Genomic DNA, 16,943 nt, shown 5'->3' on the forward strand with positions numbered 1-16,943 from the left:
CGAAACGGGGAAGCGTTAAAACCGTAAAAACGGCGCTGAAAAAATTTTAACGAAACATCATATATCGTTATTTGATCAAAAAGCAGCCAAACTACCTTCTAAGTTGGTTCATAACGATCTCCAGTTTCTTTAGAAAAATGAGAAGCACGATTTTGCTCAAATAACGCTTGCAGGTTTCGTTAGAGGTTCCAAAAGAGACGGAATCGAAATCATTGAACGGGAACCGTAGAAATTCAATTTGCAGAATACGTCGGTAAGACAAATGAGTTTAGTTCGCTGTGCCGTGGGAAAATTTCGATCGTCAAAATTAGCGAAACATGCCGGCGGTTATTTTGCAGATATACATTTCACCCAGATTTTCAACGAACATTTCCTCACATCCACTGCCATCTGTGCTTGAAATGCACCTTCAAAAACCTTCGGAACTCGACAAAAAAAGTTGATGTCCAGCTCCCAATTTTAGACAGACTTTGAATCGGGTTCTTTTTATACTAAATACATCTCCCAAGTAAAAAGCCACGATGGACGATGAAGGTTATCATAGCAATTTCCGAAAGAATCCACTTATACGGGCAGGTGATGAAGGCTGGTTGTCTATATTGATCTGATTTTCATCACCAACCTGTTAATCGATGGCGCGCTCTTGTGGCTTACCGCCTGGATGAGGAAACAGCGGCTGCGGTGGTGGCGGTTGGCGGTAGCGGCGATGGTAGGAGCGCTGTACGTCGTTATGATGTTTCTGCCTGAGCTTTCCTTTATGTATACCTTTATCATTAAATTTGCATTGTCTCTGCTCATGCTCTGGATTGCTTTTGGTTTTGGAAGTCTGCAAAACTATATCCGGAATATGGGGGCTTTTTATATCATCAACTTTGCGGCCGCAGGGGGAATTATCGGTATCCATTATTTGCTTCAAAATACGGGAGAGATTTTTAACGGTATATGGTTTACGGCTTCGGGCGGACTTTCATTTGAACTGAAAATCGGGTTTTGGTTTACGTTTATCATGTGTTTTGCCGTGCTGTTGTGGTTCAAATTCGTATATTCCACGCGGCGGAAGCTGGAGAATAGGCAGGAGTACATGGGAGAGGTAATCGTCACGATCGGAGGTTATGACGTTAGCTGTACAGGTCTTTTGGATACCGGAAACCAGCTTGCCGATCCTTTGACACGGACGCCTGTCATGGTAATGGAAGCAGCGCTTTGGAAGGAAAAGCTTCCGGCATCCTGGCTGGAACGGCTTTCCGGGGGAGAGCCGGACAAACTCCTCCTGGAGATGAACGATGCAGACTTTGAATGGCGTGACCGGCTGCGGTTGGTGCCATATCGCGGAGTGAACCGTGGCTCGGCTTTTATGCTTGCTATCAAACCGGATGCCGTGGAAATACGAATCGGCAATCAGACAAGCCGTGCAGTTAAGGTTTTGATAGGGCTGGATGGGGGGAATTTGTCCGGCGACAGATCTTATCAGGCAATTATCCACCCAGATCTGGTGCAGGAGGAAAACAGTGTGAAGACTGAAACGAAGCCACCTGTAACTCCTACGTCCATCGGTTTATAGCGGCTTTGGTGCGCTGGGCTGAAAATGATGGCGTGCCTGCGAAGACAGTTTCATTTGTGAAGTTTATGTAATGCCAGTTTTCTACGGAAAACGGAGCCCTGCTTACGAAGATGAATTTTCCTTCGGAAAATTAGGCTTATGCTAACGAAGTAAATTTCCCTTCGGAAAATTAAGCTTATGCTTACGATGACAGTTTCCCTTCGGGAAACTTTTAGGAGGACGACAAATGCTAGTAAAATGGCGATTGATGGCTCAACTGCAATATTACCGGCTCCTATTTCTGCTGGGATTAAAAAGCGAAGAAATCTATTATATCGGCGGCAGCGAGGCGCTCCCTCCACCGCTGACACGCGAGGAAGAGGAGTATCTTCTGCAGCGGCTCTCCACAGGAGATGCAGCGATCAGATCGATGCTGATTGAGCGCAATCTGCGCCTGGTTGTCTACATTGCCCGCAAATTCGAAAACACCGGCATCAACATCGAGGATCTGGTATCCATCGGTGCGATCGGGCTGATTAAGGCGGTCAACACGTTTGATCCCGAGAAAAAGATCAAGCTCGCAACCTATGCTTCGCGCTGTATAGAAAACGAGATTTTGATGTATTTGCGCCGCAATAGCAAAATTCGCAGCGAGGTTTCTTTTGACGAACCGCTGAACATTGATTGGGACGGCAATGAGCTTCTCCTTTCGGATGTGCTCGGGACCGAGAACGATACCATATACCGCAATATCGAGGAACAAGTCGACCGGAAGCTGCTCCACAAAGCGCTTGAAAAACTGACCGACCGGGAGCGCACGATTATGGAACTTCGTTTCGGGCTTCAGGATGGCGAAGAGAAGACGCAAAAGGACGTCGCGGATATGCTCGGGATCTCTCAATCCTACATATCAAGACTTGAAAAAAGAATCATTAAGAGACTTCGGAAAGAGTTTAATAAGATGGTGTAGCAATTTTCCAGTCAGGAATAAAATGAGCCCCCAGGGAGATAATGTACATTAATGTTTCTTCTTGGGAGGTATATCATCATGACCCGAAACAAAGTCGAAATTTGTGGTGTGGATACCGCAAAATTACCGGTCCTAACCAATGTGGAAATGCGGGAATTGTTTCATGACTTGCAGCAAAACAACGAACGGTCAGCCAGAGAAAAGCTGGTTAACGGCAATTTGAGACTGGTCCTCAGCGTGATTCAGCGCTTTAACAATCGGGGGGAGTTTGTCGACGATTTGTTTCAGGTAGGCTGTATCGGACTCATGAAGGCCATTGATAATTTTGACTTGTCGCAAAACGTGAAATTTTCGACCTATGCGGTTCCGATGATCATCGGGGAAATTCGCAGGTATCTAAGGGACAACAATCCGATTCGCGTATCGAGATCGCTGAGGGATATCGCCTATAAGGCGCTGCAGGTGCGCGATTCCTTGACGAATCAGAATTCCAGGGAACCAACCATTTTCGAAATTTCCGAAGTATTGAATGTACCAAAAGAAGATGTCGTGTTTGCTCTGGATGCCATCCAGGATCCTGTATCGCTGTTCGAGCCGATTTACCATGACGGCGGAGATCCCATTTACGTGATGGATCAGATCAGTGACGATAAGAACAAGGATGTTTTCTGGATCGAGGAAATCGCCCTGAGGGAAGCTATGCAAAGGCTGGGGCAGCGGGAAAAAATGATTTTGTCCATGCGTTTCTTTGAAGGGAAAACCCAAATGGAGGTAGCCGATGAAATCGGTATTTCCCAGGCCCAGGTATCACGCTTGGAAAAATCGGCGATTCAGCAGATGCAAAAACACGTAAAGTCCTAAAGACCACCATCAAATGAAATATAGCGATTCTCGCGCCAGTTTATGTTGGAGCCAAATCGTGATAACTGAAGAGCGATCCGGACAGGGTCGCTTTTTCCAATGTCTTTAATCGAAGTACCTGCCACAAACCTTGGAAAAAATGCCAGCCATATTATCCGCTGCAGGAGGAATTCCATAAAAAGAAGGGCATTTTGCCCAGCCCGCACATATACATATCATATATGCGTGAAGAAGCGGACGAGACAGCGAAATTTAGGAAAAGGGGTTGCGGTCTTTGATTCCAGATCAGCGGGCGGTGGAAAAGAATATGAAGATATCCGATTTTCAAACAAAAGATGTCATCAATATTGTGGACGGCAAGAGACTCGGCCAGATCAGTGATCTCGAGCTTGATCTCCGTCAGGGCCGGATCGACGCTATTGTCGTGCCCAGCTATAGCAAATTTTTAGGTTTATTTGGCGGGGGAGCGGATTTGATTATTCCATGGGGCAATATAGTTAAAATCGGCTCTGATGTAGTGTTGGTCAAAATGGAGGAGCTCAAGACCCTTCAGGAAGAAAAAGCATCCGCGGCTTATTTGGAGCGATCGGAACGGGAGCGTCGAAATTACAGGGACTTGTGAGGGGCGGATATGGTACACTGGTAGTCGAGGTGAATAGGATGGAACCGTTTGTTTTGAGGGAGGCTGGAGATCAGCCTGCGCTGTTTATGCTGGAATCCTGGATGAGCGGCTGCGAAGAACTTACCGCCGGTTTTACAGGGAGGAACGGAGGCGTGGGCCAAGCGCCTTATGATACGTTGAACTGTGCATTTCATGTCGGCGACCGTCCGGAGGACGTGATTGCAAACCGCAAACTTGTTGCCGCCGGACTTGGATTCGAAATTGATGCATGGACATGCGGGGAACAGGTTCACCGTGCCGATATCGCCGTGATCGATCATGCGCGGATTGGGGCCGGAAACTTAAACAGAGAGTCGGCGATTCAGGATACGGATGGACTTCTAACCAATATGCCTGGCGTGTTGTTGACATCCTTTTACGCGGATTGCGTACCTCTCTTTTTCTTGGATCCGAAGCAAAAAGCGGTCGGGTTGGCTCATGCAGGATGGAAAGGGACTGTAGCCAAGATCGCGGTCAAAATGACGGAACGGATGCAGGAGGCTTTTGGAAGCCGGCCTGAGGATATCCGGGCAGCCATCGGTCCTTCGATTGGATCCTGCTGTTATGAAGTCGATGGAAAAGTCATTTCCCATGTCCATGATTTAGAAAAAAATTTCCTGGGCAATGGCGACGACCACCGTCCCGACTTGTACACAGCCAAAAATAACGGCAAATTCATGCTTAACTTGAAAGAATTGAATCGACACATTATGATTAAAGCAGGAATATTGCCGACTCATATCGAATGTACATCATATTGTACGAGCTGTCGCAATGATTTGTTTTTCTCATATCGTAAGGATGGGGGAACAACGGGACGAATGGCTAGTTGGATCGGTTTAAAAGAGAGGTGAGCCTTCCATGAGTCTGGAAGAGCGAATAAGGGAAGTTAACAAACGAATTGAACAAGCGTGCCTGCGCAGCGGCAGGTCCGCTGAAGACGTAAATATTGTAGCAGTAACTAAATACGTATCTACGGCGATGGTAGACAAGGTATTGGCCAGCGGCCTGAAGCATGTGGGGGAGAACCGTTGGCAGAATGCACAGGAAAAATGGAACGCCCTCGGCAATCGCGGAACTTGGCATTTCATTGGACATTTGCAAACGAATAAGGTCAAAGATGTCATCGGCAAATTTGAATATATTCATTCATTAGACAGGATGTCTCTGGCGAAGGAAATGGAGAAGTGCGCTGCTGCTCATGGGTTGGTCGTTAAAACCTTCCTGCAGGTCAATGTTTCCGGAGAAGAAAGCAAATATGGGATGGCTCCGGCAGAAGCCGCAGCTTTTTTAGAGGAAATTCAGAAGTTCACTCATATTCGAGTGATCGGCCTTATGACCATGGCGCCATTTGAGGATCGGCCGGAGGATACTCGCATTGTGTTCAGGGATCTTCGCGAGCTGAGGGATGATTTGAATCGCAGGGGCGTAACAAAAGAACCGTTAACAGAGCTTTCCATGGGCATGTCAAACGATTTTGAAGTTGCTATTGAGGAAGGAGCGACCTGGGTCCGTTTAGGCAGCATTTTAGTTGGGAAAGAGGAGGGAGAATGATGAGCGTCATGAATAAATTCATGTCTTTTTTGGGATTGCAGGAGCAGGAGGAAGTGGTCGAGCGGGAGCAGCTTCCCGCTGAAGAAGAAATTGAAACTCCGGCGCTTGAAACGCGTAAAAACCAAAGAGTAAATAATGTCGTCAGCATTCACTCGCAAAAAAACGTTAAGGTTATCCTGCATGAACCACGCTCCTATGATGAGGCCCAAGAAATTGCCGATCATTTGCGTTCGCACCGTACGGTGGTCGTGAATCTGCAAAGAGTGCGCACCGATCAGGCACTGCGGATCATCGATTTTCTCAGCGGCACGGTCTACGCTTTAGGCGGCGGCATTTCCAAGATTGGTGGCAACATCTTTTTGTGCACGCCGGATACGGTTGAAATTTCAGGCACCATTTCGGAAATACTGGGTGATGAACATGACTACAACAGAATGAGGTGAACCAATTTTGACCGATGTAATCATAATTGTGCAGTACCTGTTTCGAATTTATTTTTATATGATTATCGTTTATGTACTGATGTCCTGGCTTCCAAATATCCGTGAAAGCTTTATCGGCGAGTTTTTGGGCAAGCTAGTCGAGCCGTATCTGTCACCGTTCCGCAGGTTTATACCGCCGATTATGGGGGTTATTGACATTTCCCCGATTGTTGCGCTGTTTGTTCTCCAATTCGCCGAGCGGGGCGTATACGCAATCCTGTTCCAGATTTACAAGTATACATTATGAAATTGGATATTTACGAGCATTTTCATCCGGACGAGCGTGAGTTTGTTGACAAAGCCTGGGAATGGATCGTTCATGCGGGCCAGTTCCACGAAAGCAGGCTAACGGACTTTTTGGATCCGAGGCAAACCGTTATTCTGGAGTCCCTGGCCAACCGTCATCCGGATGTGCAGGTCCGTTTCGACGGGGGCCATGCCGAGGCGGAGCGGTGCCGGGCGCTTATCGCTCCCGATTACCGTGATTTAAGCTCCGAGGATATGAAGCTGAAGGTGCTTCGCATCGATTCCACAGACCAAAAATTTCTGGCCTTGGAGCATGGGGACTACCTGGGATCGATTCTCGGACTCGGAATCAAACGTTCCAAAATCGGTGACATTCATGTACTGGAAGATGGCTGCCATGCTGTTGTTTGTGAGGAAATCAGCGCTTTTCTTGATATGAATTTAAATCAGGTACACCGTATACATGTCCAGAGCGAGATTTTGCCAATTGAGCAGCTGCGTATAAGCAAAACCTCATTGGAGATGCTTGATATTACGGTGGCTTCTTTGCGTCTTGACGGCATTGCGTCCGATGTTTACCGTCTAAGCCGGAGTAAAGTGCTGGTTCCAATCCGGGCGGGACGCTGCCGCGTAAACTGGAAAACCGAAGAGGATCCTTCTGTTCAGCTAAGAGAAGGGGATGTCGTCTCTATGCAAGGATTTGGCCGTTTCAAGGTGCTGGAGGCGGGAGATGTCACCAAAAAGGGGCGCTACCGGGTTAGAGTAGGTAAATTTGTGTAGACTCTCAGCAGGAAATAGGTTTTTCCTGTCGAAATGAATTATTCAAGCGATTACTAACAAAATGGTTTTCTTCAGCCGATACAATCCAAAGTGGGTTGTATCACAGATCCGTTTGATAACAGGGAGACCTGAACATTCTTAGGAGGTGCACATCTATGCCATTAACGCCACTGGACATACATAACAAGGAATTTTCCCGCCGGCTCCGGGGTTATGATGAAGATGAAGTCAATGAATTCCTCGATCAGGTCATTAAGGATTATGAAAGCGTCATTCGGGAGAACAAGGACCTTCATAACCAATTGTTGTCTTTGCAGGAAAGACTGGACCATTTTCTAAATATTGAGGAGACGCTTTCTAAAACGATCATCGTAGCCCAGGAAGCGGCGGATGAAGTGAAAAACAATGCGAAAAAAGAAGCGCAGCTTATCATTAAGGAATCCGAGAAAAATGCCGACCGGATTATTAACGAATCATTGGCAAAGTCGCGGAAAATCGCAATGGAAGTGGAAGAACTTAAAAAGCAGGCATCAATCTACCGCACCCGTTTCCGGACGTTGGTTGAAGCTCAGCTTGAGCTTTTGAGCCAAGACGGCTGGGATGCGCTGGAAGCCGCCAGCGAGGCTCTTGAAACGCCGCGTGAAGCAAATGAAGTGTATTAGAGGTTGTTCAAAAAGACCGCCTTTGATAAGAAAAACATCTATCGACGTACTTTCTATGAAGCCAGACCGCTTTTAGCAGATGTTTTTCTTGCGATATAGAATTTCATCAGCGCAGCTGATAATTTATAAATTCTATATCTAACACGAAGTGAATCAGGAAGCGGGTTCGACATCGAATCTTGAATTTAGCCGGGCCTTCCGGTGCTCACGTACCTAAACGTACGCTCTGCTCCTCAGCCCCTAGCTTCATTCAACCTTCTTGGTGCTGAAAACCGATCTTTTTGAACACGCACTATTAGGCTTCTGCTTGGTTGACTTTTGGGTGAAAAAAGACTATAACTATAGTCATATCGGTTTGTTGTGCATCGCACAATAACTATGCGTATACGTATTCGATGATGGGATAAGTAAGCTTTGGAAGCTGTTCTCCAGAGAGTTGGCGTTTTGCTGAGAGCCAATGTTCAGACCGAAGCCGAAGATCCTCCCTGAGAAGTGAGGCTGAATCGTTAGTTTGCTAACGTGCGTAAGCCAAGCCGGAATGCCGAACGTTATATCGGCTCCTTGTTGAGAAGAGGTTGCCCTGCGGGCAGCTTTAAAGGCGAGGACTTGAGGAGTCGTTCAGGGATTATGATTTTCCCCTTGAGCGGAATTAGGGTGGTCACGCGAGCAGAAGCCTCGTCCCTTTATTGGGATGAGGCTTTATTTGTGTTTTCGAAGCTTCTTCGAGATCTTTTTTCGAATCCCCCTAAATCCCCCTTTTCCAAAAGGGGGACCCCAGAGGGCGCCGCCCTCTGGACACCCAAAAGTTTGGCGAGGGATGGAAAGTGGCGCAATAAAGGTGCTTTAGGTGGAGTGATTGATTCATCCTCGTTCTCTCCTCCGGGATCGTCCTCGGAACCTTTCATGCGTGCGTGGGTGCGGCGCGATAAAGGTGGTTTAGGTGGAGTGCCCGGTTCATCCTTGACTCCCCTTCGGGATCGTCCTCGGGAACCTTCCATGCGTGCTTTGAGTGTGGAGCAATAAAAGGTGCTTTAGGTGGAGTGCCCGGTTCATCCTCGACTCCCCTCCGGGATCGTCCTCGGAACCTTTCATGCGTGCGTGGGTGCGGCGCGATAAAGGTGGTTTAGGCGGAGTGCTCGGTTCATCCTCGCTCTCCCCTCCGGGATCGTCCTCGGGAACCTTTCATGCGTGAATTGGGGGGATAGCGCAAAAGTAACTTTTTTCGATTTGGCCAAGGTGCGCATCCGTTAAGCGTGCCCCGTTCTTTGCAAAGCAAAGAATAGGGGCGAAAAGCGGGTATAACATACAAAGTTTGAAAGTCCGTCCTCTGTGACTGTTCAGAACCATTTCGGGAGTCCAGAGGGCAGAGCCCTTGGAGTCCCCCTTACGAAGGGGGATTGAGGGGGATGGGAAAACACCATTTCGGGAGTCCAGAGGGCGGAGCCCTCGGAGTCCCCCTTACGAAGGGGGATTGAGGGGGATGGGAAAACACCATTTCGGGAATCCAGAGGGCAGAGCCTCGGGATCCCCCTTATGAAGGGGGACTTAGAGGGATGGGAAAATCTTTCGAAAGATTTTGGAGGTTGAAAAAGATGCAAAAAGTCGATGTCAAAGAAAAAGCGCGCACACGCGATTTGCGCGTGCTGAAAAAATGGAATGAGGAAGGCACCTTCCGCAAATCCATGGAAAACCGGAAGGACAGACCGAATTACGTGTTTTATGAAGGGCCGCCAACTGCTAACGGCGCACCGCATATCGGGCACGTGCTGGGCCGGGTCATCAAAGACTTTATCGGCCGCTACCAAACGATGAAAGGTTATCGCGTCGTCCGCAAAGCGGGCTGGGATACTCACGGTTTGCCGGTTGAGCTTGGCGTGGAAAAGCAGCTCGGCATTTCCGGCAAGCAGGAAATCGAAAAATACGGCGTTGAAGAGTTCGTGAAGAAATGTAAAGCCAGCGTATTCGAATACGAAAAACAGTGGAGAGAGCTGACCGAAGCCATCGGCTACTGGACAGACCTCGATCATCCATATATCACGCTTGAGAACAACTACATCGAAAGCGTATGGAACATCCTGGCGACCATCCATGACAAAGGCCTGCTGTACCGCGGCCACCGTGTCAGCCCATATTGCCCGTGCTGCCAAACAACGCTCAGCTCCCATGAGGTGGCGCAAGGTTATGAGGACGTCAAGGATCTCAGTGCGACAGCCAAATTCAAGCTGCATGACAGCGGCGAATATGTGCTGGCTTGGACGACAACTCCTTGGACGCTTCCGGCTCACGTGGCCCTCGCCATGAATCCGGATATGGACTATGTACGTGTACAGAAGGACGGAGAAGTTTATATCGTAGCCAAAAACCTGGTCGAAGACGTGATGAAAGAAGACTATAAGGTTTTGTCCGCGCATAAAGGTTCCGAGTTTATCGGAAAATCCTATACCCCGCCATTTACGTATACGAATCCGGAAAAAGGCAATCTGATCGTTGGCGCTTCTTTCGTTACGGATGCGAGCGGTACAGGTATCGTTCACATGGCGCCTGCGCACGGTGAAGATGACTACAAAACCTGCCGCGAAAATGGCATCAGCTTCATCAGCGTTGTCAACGCCCAAGGACGTTACACCGATGAAATTACGGATCTGGCCGGACGTTTCGTCAAAGATTGCGATCTGGACATCGTGAAGATGCTTTCCGAAAAAGGACTGCTGTTCAGCAAGGAAAAATACGAACACAGCTATCCATTCTGCTGGCGCTGCAAATCTCCGCTCCTCTACTACGCGATGGAGAGCTGGTTCATCGAAACGACTGCCGTTAAAGATCAACTGATCGCCAACAACAACGGCGTGGAGTGGTTCCCGGGCCACATCCGCGAAGGACGTTTCGGCAAATTCCTTGAGGATCTGGTGGACTGGAACATCAGCCGTAACCGCTATTGGGGTACGCCGCTGAACGTTTGGGTCTGCGACTCCTGTAAAAAGGAATACGCTCCGCACAGTTTTGCAGATCTGCGAGAGCGTGCGACTACGGCTCTTCCTGATGATTTTGAACTGCACAAGCCTTACGTGGACGAAGTAAAAGTAAAATGTCCACACTGCGATGGCGGCGTAATGGAGCGTACATCCGAAGTCATCGATGTATGGTTTGACAGCGGTTCGATGCCGTTCGCGCAGCATCATTATCCATTTGAAAATGAGCAAAATTTTGAAGAACAGTTTCCTGCGGACATGATTTGCGAAGGCATTGACCAAACCCGCGGCTGGTTCTACAGCTTGCTGGCGGTTTCCACGCTTTTCAAAGGCGTAGCGCCATATAAAGCGGTTATCGCTACAGGACATATTCTCGATGAGAATGGACAGAAGATGTCCAAATCCAAAGGCAATGTCATCGACCCTTGGGAGATCATCAATGAATTCGGAACCGACGCGTTCCGTTGGGCGCTCCTGGCCGACAGTGCGCCTTGGAACAGCAAACGCTTCTCCAAAGGTATCGTCGCGGAAGCGAAATCCAAGGTCGTGGACACGCTTGTTAACACCCATTCATTCCTGACGCTGTATGCGAACATCGACGGGTATGATCCGGCGGAACATCCGTTCAAGCTTCCTGAGAACAAACTCGACCGCTGGATTCTGTCCCGTTTGAACAGTTTGATCCAGGTTGTTGACAAAGGCCTTGCGGTGAATGACTTCCTGAATACAGCCAAAGGCATCGAAGCTTTTATCGACGAGTTGAGCAACTGGTATATCCGCCGCTCGCGCGACCGTTTCTGGGGCAGCGGCCTGACCGAAGACAAGCTTGCCGCTTACGGCACGCTGACACATGTGCTGCTGACGCTTTCCAAACTGATGGCGCCATATACGCCGTTCCTGTCCGAAGACATTTATACCAACCTCGGCAGTGGCAGCAGCGTGCATTTGGCGGACTTCCCGCAAGCGGATGAGGCGCTGATCGACAAAACGCTTGAAGCGGACATGGAAGCGGCCCGGCAAATCGTTGAGCTTGCGCGCAACGTGCGGAATGAAACAGGAATTAAAACGCGTCAACCTTTGTCTGAGCTGATCATCTCCATGGATCATCCGTTTGATGCCGCAGGTTATGAGGGAATCATCAAAGAGGAAATCAATGTGAAGAACCTTGTGGTTGAAACAAGCGACAGCGGGTTCGTGGATTTTACACTCAAAATGAATTTGAAAGTAGCAGGCAAAAAATACGGCAAAAACATCGGGTTCCTCCAAGGCTTCTTGAAAGATCTGTCTCCGGATGAAACGAGAGCTGCAGTACAATCCGGAAGTATCCGCGTAACATCTCCGGCAGGCGAGGAGCTTGAAATTACGGCCGATGAGCTGCTTGTCGAGAAAAAGGCCAAGAGCGGTTTTGCTTCAGCTTCCGGGTACGGCATCACGGTTGCCTTGAATACGGAGATCACGCCTGAACTCGAGCAAGAAGGTTGGGTCAGAGAAGTGGTCCGTGCCGTTCAGGATTACCGCAAAAAGCTGGATCTCCCGATTGAAAAACGCGTTACTTTGGTTCTGGACGCAGACGAAGAGCTGGCTAAGGCTATTCAGGCGTTTGACAGCGTGCTGCGCGAAAATGTTCTGGTCAAAGATGTGTTATTCGGCAAGGAAGACCAGATGGAAACAGTGGAGTTGGCGGGTAAAAAGCTCGGCATTCACATTGCCGGATAAGGTTTGTTGTTTAAAGTTGTTCCAATCCGATCAATTTGATGCTTCCTTATTGAATGAGAGCCGCCTTTTAGGCAAATAATAGCAAACAAAATGAATAAACGAGCCTTCAAGCGCAAGATCGAGTGATCTTGCGGCCTTGGGCTCGTTTGTTTTCTTTTTCGTTATGCAAGGTGACGAATTCAAGAGGGGAAGAATCCATGGTGAATGACCCAAAAAACGGCGAAACGAATACGGATGAAAAGCAATTGAACCGGATTTATAAGCTTACGGCCCAAATTGCCGATGAACTGGAGCGATCGCGGATCGCCGATTATACCCAACTTCTGCATAAACCGCTGCGGTTGATTTGGTTGAATGTGCTGGCCGGAACGGCGCGCGGCGTCGGGATCGCGATCGGCTTTACATTTTTTGCAGCAACGATCATTTATGTTTTGCAGGTGCTCGGTGCCTTAAATCTGCCCATTATCGGGGATTATATTGCGGACATCGTACGCATCGTTCAGCGCCAGATGGAGTTGAAATCGTATTAGGCGTTTTGCTGCAAATAGAGGTCATCAGAGAAGGAAATCCTCTTCGTCCTCATCTTCTTCGGCGAGACGATACATATCGACGCCTTCGCCCATGTCCATATATTTGCGGTATTGCTGGTTCCGCACGATGTCGATCAGATTGCCGTAAATATCGGTGGCGACAAAAGCCTCGTAAGGCTCAACGCATCCTTCCAGCTCTTCCGAGGCTTCGATTTCCATCTCTTCGTAGCTGTGGATTTCATTGCCTTCGGCCATTGCCGGCGTATTGGATGACCCGAAATTTTCGACAGCCTGCCATGTATCCTCGCCGTCGAAACCGTTTTGATCATCGCGTTCATCGAGGCTTGTTCGGCCAAAGGGCGGCATCAAGAAGTTTTCCTCCACCGGTCGGTAGTTTGACACATGATGTCTGGGAGTGTCCTCAACACAATATTCTGTCGTCGGGACTGCCTCGAGACGGGCATAGGGGATGGGCTTGCCGCAAATCGGACAGATGCCGTAAGTACCTTGATCAATACGTTCTAATGCATCACGGATAGACGCCAGCTGACGGTCATCATGATTTTGAAGCATGAGGTCCACTTCACGATTATATAATTCCGTAGCTACATCCCCAGGATGGTTGTCAATGAGCGAAAGTTCGCCGATTTCATCGCGCATGGATTCATCGAGGCCGTAAGAATCGTTTTGCTCGTCTTTTTGCTCTAAGGACCGTTTCTGCTCCTCCAGTTGGGAACGGAGGTGTTTAAGCTGCGAAGCGGTAAGATGCTGCATGGATATGAACCCCTTTCCTTGTGACTCTGGCGGGAAGGCAGCCGCCCTTCAGACCATTTCTCCATTTTATGATGCGCGAAACGAGAAGGTTTTACATAAGGAAAATCTTCTCGGGGATGGTCGTTAATGGACGATTTCTGAGATGCTGTGCTACAATATACAGGTCCTTACACGACATCAAGCCGAAGGGTTTTGCCGGCTTAATTGATAAGAACGGAGTGACTTGAGACAGTGTTTTATTACATTCTCGCTTTTATCGCGTTTTTAGTGGATCAGGGAACGAAATTTATCATTGCTAAGAATTTGGAGATCGGTCAGGAGATTCCTGTCATCGGTAATTTTTTCTTGATTACTTCCAGCCGCAACCGCGGCGCCGCTTTTGGCATTCTCCCGAACCAGAGATGGTTTTTTATTACCATTACCATCGTTGTGGTGGTCGCCATCATCTGGTACATGCAGCGAGTGCGGGCAACTTCTTCCCGGAAACTGCTGCCGCTGGCGCTTAGCCTTGTATTGGGAGGAGCCATCGGCAACTTCTTGGATCGGGCGTTAAACGGGGAAGTTGTGGACTTTTTAATGTTCAATTTCGGAAGTTATACGTTCCCGATCTTTAACATTGCGGATTCCTGTATCGTTGTCGGCGTCGGGCTGATTTTATTGGATTCGCTGCTTGATATGAAAAAAACGGCACCAGAGAGCGAGAGCGAAGAAGGGAATGAAACGGTGTGAGCGAAAACGAGATCAGGGAGTGGGTCATCGACCAGGCCTACGCCAAAGAGCGGATCGACAAATACATCACAGAATCCTGGGAAGATGAGGTATCCAGATCTCAAGTGCAGTTATGGATCGCATCCGGCCATGTCATGGTAAACGGCAAGGCTGTAAAAGCCAACTACAAGCTGGCCGAAGGCGATCATCTGGAAGTAACCGTGCCGGAACCATCGATTGTGGAGATTGTTCCGGAAGATATTCCGCTCGATGTCGCTTATGAAGATCGTGATGTAATCGTTGTGAACAAGCCGCGGGGGATGGTCGTTCATCCGGCTCCCGGCCATTCGTCGGGAACGCTGGTTAATGCGTTGATGTACCATTGCAAAGACCTGTCCGGGATTAACGGGGAGCTGCGGCCGGGAATCGTGCACCGGATCGACAAGGATACTTCGGGCCTGCTGATGGCTGCCAAAAACGATAAGGCGCATGCTTCGCTTGCCGCCCAACTAAAAGATCACAGCGTTACACGCAAATACGTCGCTTTGGTGCATGGCAATGTAAGCCATGATCAAGGGACTGTTGACGCGCCCATCGGGCGTGATCCCCAGGATCGTAAAATGTTTACGGTGACGGATAAAAACAGCAAGCATGCGGTTACGCATTTTGCTGTATTGGAGCGCTTTGGCGACTATACCTTGCTTGAGCTGCAGCTTGAAACAGGACGGACCCATCAGATCCGCGTCCATATGAAATTTATCGGACATCCGCTGGTAGGCGATCCTGTATACGGGCGCAGCAAAGGGATCAAAATGGATGGGCAGGCACTTCACGCCAAAGTGCTTGGATTCGTTCATCCTTCGAGCGGGGAATATATGGAGTTTGCGGCTCCGCTTCCGGAGGATATGGAGAATCTGCTGGAAAACTTGCGCAGCCGGTGAAAATGCAAATGATGCGATAAATAATCCATGGCATTCAGCCATGGATTCCTTCATATTTAGGGTTAGAGTTTTTGCCTTAATGTGCGTGGTCAAAAGCGGACTTTTTGAACAACCCCTAAATAGGAGATGAGTAAACATATGAGCATCGAGCATTACCAAAACACGTATATTCAGAACAATTTTGCCGACCGGATTGGCGGGGCCAATTACGGTAAGGATACGGCGATATATAAGTTTGAAAAAATAAAACGGGCCAAAGCGCAAGCCAAAAAGGATTTTCCGAATGTCGAACTGATCGATCTTGGCGTTGGCGAACCTGATGAAATGGCGGATGCAGGCATTGTCGCCAAGCTGGCGGAGGAAGCGGCCAAGCCTGAAAACCGCGGTTATGCCGACAACGGTATCCCTGAGTTCAAGGCAGCCGCCGCCCATTACCTGAAGGAAGTCTTTCATGTAGAAGGCATTAACCCTGAAACGGAGGTTCTGCATTCCATCGGCTCCAAGCCGGCGCTTGCGATGCTGCCCTCATGCTTTATCAACCCTGGGGATGTAACGATTATGACCGTACCTGGCTATCCGGTGCTGGGCACACATACTAAATACCTGGGCGGCGAAGTATACAATGTTGAGCTCAAGAAGGAAAACAACTTCCTGCCTGACCTGGATTCCATTCCGGAAGATATTGCCAAGCGGGCAAAGCTTTTTTATCTCAATTACCCGAATAATCCGACGGGAGCAAGCGCGACCGCAGAGTTTTTCAGCGAAGTTGTAGCGTGGGCGAAGAAGCATAATGTCATCATCGTTCACGACGCTCCGTATGCAGCGTTAACTTATGACGGGCTTAAACCGCTCAGCTTCCTGTCCGTTCCCGGAGCCAAAGACGTAGGTGTCGAGCTTCATTCTCTGTCCAAATCCTACAACATGACCGGTTGGCGGATCGGCTTTATCGCCGGTAACCCGCTAGTGGTGAAGGCTTTTGGCGACGTGAAGGACAATAACGATTCCGGACAATTCATCGCGATTCAAAAGGCTGCCGCATACGGTTTGTATAACCCGCAAATTACCGAGCGTATCGCAGCCAAATATTCCCGCAGGCATGACATGCTGGTTGCTGCGCTGAACGAACTTGGATTTAAAGCCGAGAAACCGAAAGGTTCCTTTTTCCTGTACGTCGAAGCGCCGAAAGGAATCAAAGGCGGCATCCGTTTCAACTCCGGCGAGGATTTCTCCCAATACCTGATCCGCGAAAAACTGATTTCCAGCGTGCCTTGGGATGATGCCGGCCATTTCGTCCGTTTTTCCGTGACGTTTATCGCGAGTGGGGAAGAAGACGAACAACGCGTAATCAATGAAATCAAAAACCGTCTGAGCGACGTTGAATTTGAATTTTAAACAAGTTCTATCTAAGGGCAGCTTAAGGATTTTTTCATCCTTGGGCTGTCCATTGTTTTTGCAGCAAATAAATTCGTAAAATTCCTCGTAACTCTAATGAAGTCTTTGAGAAAAAGTTCCTGTTCTTATCATATACTGTTGATAAAACGACAACATA

At 48.7% G+C, this 16,943-nt stretch carries 16 protein-coding genes; 15 read left to right on the forward strand and 1 reads right to left on the reverse strand.

What is annotated here, in order from left to right:
• Positions 1-586 precede the first annotated feature (586 nt).
• The 12 genes from spoIIGA to L6442_RS10290 all read left to right on the forward strand — a co-directional run bounded on the left by spoIIGA (position 587) and on the right by L6442_RS10290 (position 12,971).
• Complete coding sequence (gene spoIIGA / locus L6442_RS10235) at positions 587-1,561, forward strand: sigma-E processing peptidase SpoIIGA (RefSeq protein ID WP_194230118.1); 975 nt, start codon at positions 587-589, stop codon at positions 1,559-1,561.
• A gap of 226 nt (positions 1,562-1,787) precedes the next feature.
• A complete protein-coding gene (gene sigE, locus L6442_RS10240; RefSeq protein ID WP_212980099.1) occupies positions 1,788-2,510 on the forward strand; it encodes an RNA polymerase sporulation sigma factor SigE in 723 nt (240 codons plus the stop codon).
• A 78-nt stretch (positions 2,511-2,588) separates the two neighbouring features.
• Positions 2,589-3,371, forward strand: coding sequence for an RNA polymerase sporulation sigma factor SigG (gene sigG, locus L6442_RS10245; protein WP_194230024.1), 783 nt, complete (start codon positions 2,589-2,591; stop codon positions 3,369-3,371).
• A 307-nt stretch (positions 3,372-3,678) separates the two neighbouring features.
• Positions 3,679-3,993: a YlmC/YmxH family sporulation protein gene (locus L6442_RS10250; protein WP_194230117.1), complete on the forward strand. Its 315-nt coding sequence runs from the start codon at positions 3,679-3,681 to the stop codon at positions 3,991-3,993.
• A 38-nt stretch (positions 3,994-4,031) separates the two neighbouring features.
• Complete coding sequence (gene pgeF / locus L6442_RS10255) at positions 4,032-4,886, forward strand: peptidoglycan editing factor PgeF (protein ID WP_212980100.1); 855 nt, start codon at positions 4,032-4,034, stop codon at positions 4,884-4,886.
• Between the two features lie 7 nt (positions 4,887-4,893).
• Complete coding sequence (locus L6442_RS10260) at positions 4,894-5,586, forward strand: YggS family pyridoxal phosphate-dependent enzyme (RefSeq protein ID WP_194230022.1); 693 nt, start codon at positions 4,894-4,896, stop codon at positions 5,584-5,586.
• Positions 5,586-6,029 (forward strand): cell division protein SepF, encoded by a 444-nt coding sequence (locus tag L6442_RS10265; protein WP_194230116.1) that lies wholly within the window; start codon positions 5,586-5,588, stop codon positions 6,027-6,029. The genes L6442_RS10260 and L6442_RS10265 overlap by 1 nt, the downstream gene beginning before the upstream one ends.
• Before the next feature lie 4 nt (positions 6,030-6,033).
• Complete coding sequence (locus L6442_RS10270) at positions 6,034-6,315, forward strand: YggT family protein (RefSeq protein WP_194230115.1); 282 nt, start codon at positions 6,034-6,036, stop codon at positions 6,313-6,315.
• Positions 6,312-7,094, forward strand: coding sequence for a YlmH family RNA-binding protein (locus L6442_RS10275; protein WP_212980101.1), 783 nt, complete (start codon positions 6,312-6,314; stop codon positions 7,092-7,094). The genes L6442_RS10270 and L6442_RS10275 overlap by 4 nt, the downstream gene beginning before the upstream one ends.
• Positions 7,095-7,249: 155 nt before the next feature.
• The gene (locus L6442_RS10280) at positions 7,250-7,756 is read left to right on the forward strand and encodes a DivIVA domain-containing protein (RefSeq protein ID WP_212980102.1); all 507 of its coding nucleotides are present in this window, start codon (positions 7,250-7,252) and stop codon (positions 7,754-7,756) included.
• Positions 7,757-9,348: 1,592 nt separating this feature from the next.
• Positions 9,349-12,441 (forward strand): isoleucine--tRNA ligase, encoded by a 3,093-nt coding sequence (ileS, locus tag L6442_RS10285; RefSeq protein ID WP_212980103.1) that lies wholly within the window; start codon positions 9,349-9,351, stop codon positions 12,439-12,441.
• A 197-nt stretch (positions 12,442-12,638) separates the two neighbouring features.
• Positions 12,639-12,971, forward strand: coding sequence for a DUF5665 domain-containing protein (locus L6442_RS10290; RefSeq protein WP_212980104.1), 333 nt, complete (start codon positions 12,639-12,641; stop codon positions 12,969-12,971).
• A gap of 24 nt (positions 12,972-12,995) precedes the next feature.
• Here L6442_RS10290 and L6442_RS10295 read toward each other — a convergent pair whose 3' ends face one another.
• The gene (locus tag L6442_RS10295) at positions 12,996-13,745 is read right to left on the reverse strand and encodes a TraR/DksA C4-type zinc finger protein (protein WP_194230017.1); all 750 of its coding nucleotides are present in this window, start codon (positions 13,743-13,745) and stop codon (positions 12,996-12,998) included.
• Between the two features lie 231 nt (positions 13,746-13,976).
• On the opposite strand from L6442_RS10295, the gene lspA reads away from it, so the two are divergent.
• The 3 genes from lspA (at position 13,977) to L6442_RS10310 (ending at position 16,786) form a co-directional block, all read left to right on the forward strand.
• Positions 13,977-14,474 (forward strand): signal peptidase II, encoded by a 498-nt coding sequence (lspA, locus tag L6442_RS10300; RefSeq protein WP_212980105.1) that lies wholly within the window; start codon positions 13,977-13,979, stop codon positions 14,472-14,474.
• Positions 14,471-15,394 carry an RluA family pseudouridine synthase gene (locus tag L6442_RS10305; protein ID WP_212980106.1) on the forward strand — a complete coding sequence of 308 codons (924 nt, stop codon included), beginning with the start codon at positions 14,471-14,473 and terminating at the stop codon, positions 15,392-15,394. Before lspA ends, L6442_RS10305 begins: the two co-directional genes overlap by 4 nt.
• Positions 15,395-15,532: 138 nt before the next feature.
• Entirely contained in the window at positions 15,533-16,786 is a 1,254-nt protein-coding gene (locus L6442_RS10310) for an LL-diaminopimelate aminotransferase (RefSeq protein WP_212980107.1), read from the forward strand.
• Positions 16,787-16,943: the final 157 nt, after the last annotated feature.

It is taken from the genome of Paenibacillus azoreducens (assembly GCF_021654775.1).
In the GTDB taxonomy this organism is placed as follows: Bacteria; Bacillota; Bacilli; order Paenibacillales; family Paenibacillaceae; genus Paenibacillus_AQ; species Paenibacillus_AQ azoreducens.

Coding starts and splice junctions, on each gene's coding strand:
- sigE (WP_212980099.1), top strand. CDS start 1,788: ATGCTAGTAAAATGGCGATTGATGGCTCAACTGCAATATTACCGGCTC.
- sigG (WP_194230024.1), top strand. CDS start 2,589: ATGACCCGAAACAAAGTCGAAATTTGTGGTGTGGATACCGCAAAATTA.
- L6442_RS10250 (WP_194230117.1), top strand. CDS start 3,679: ATGAAGATATCCGATTTTCAAACAAAAGATGTCATCAATATTGTGGAC.
- pgeF (WP_212980100.1), top strand. CDS start 4,032: ATGGAACCGTTTGTTTTGAGGGAGGCTGGAGATCAGCCTGCGCTGTTT.
- L6442_RS10260 (WP_194230022.1), top strand. CDS start 4,894: ATGAGTCTGGAAGAGCGAATAAGGGAAGTTAACAAACGAATTGAACAA.
- L6442_RS10265 (WP_194230116.1), top strand. CDS start 5,586: ATGAGCGTCATGAATAAATTCATGTCTTTTTTGGGATTGCAGGAGCAG.
- L6442_RS10275 (WP_212980101.1), top strand. CDS start 6,312: ATGAAATTGGATATTTACGAGCATTTTCATCCGGACGAGCGTGAGTTT.
- L6442_RS10280 (WP_212980102.1), top strand. CDS start 7,250: ATGCCATTAACGCCACTGGACATACATAACAAGGAATTTTCCCGCCGG.
- ileS (WP_212980103.1), top strand. CDS start 9,349: ATGCAAAAAGTCGATGTCAAAGAAAAAGCGCGCACACGCGATTTGCGC.
- L6442_RS10290 (WP_212980104.1), top strand. CDS start 12,639: ATGGTGAATGACCCAAAAAACGGCGAAACGAATACGGATGAAAAGCAA.
- L6442_RS10295 (WP_194230017.1), bottom strand. CDS start 13,745: ATGCAGCATCTTACCGCTTCGCAGCTTAAACACCTCCGTTCCCAACTG.
- L6442_RS10310 (WP_212980107.1), top strand. CDS start 15,533: ATGAGCATCGAGCATTACCAAAACACGTATATTCAGAACAATTTTGCC.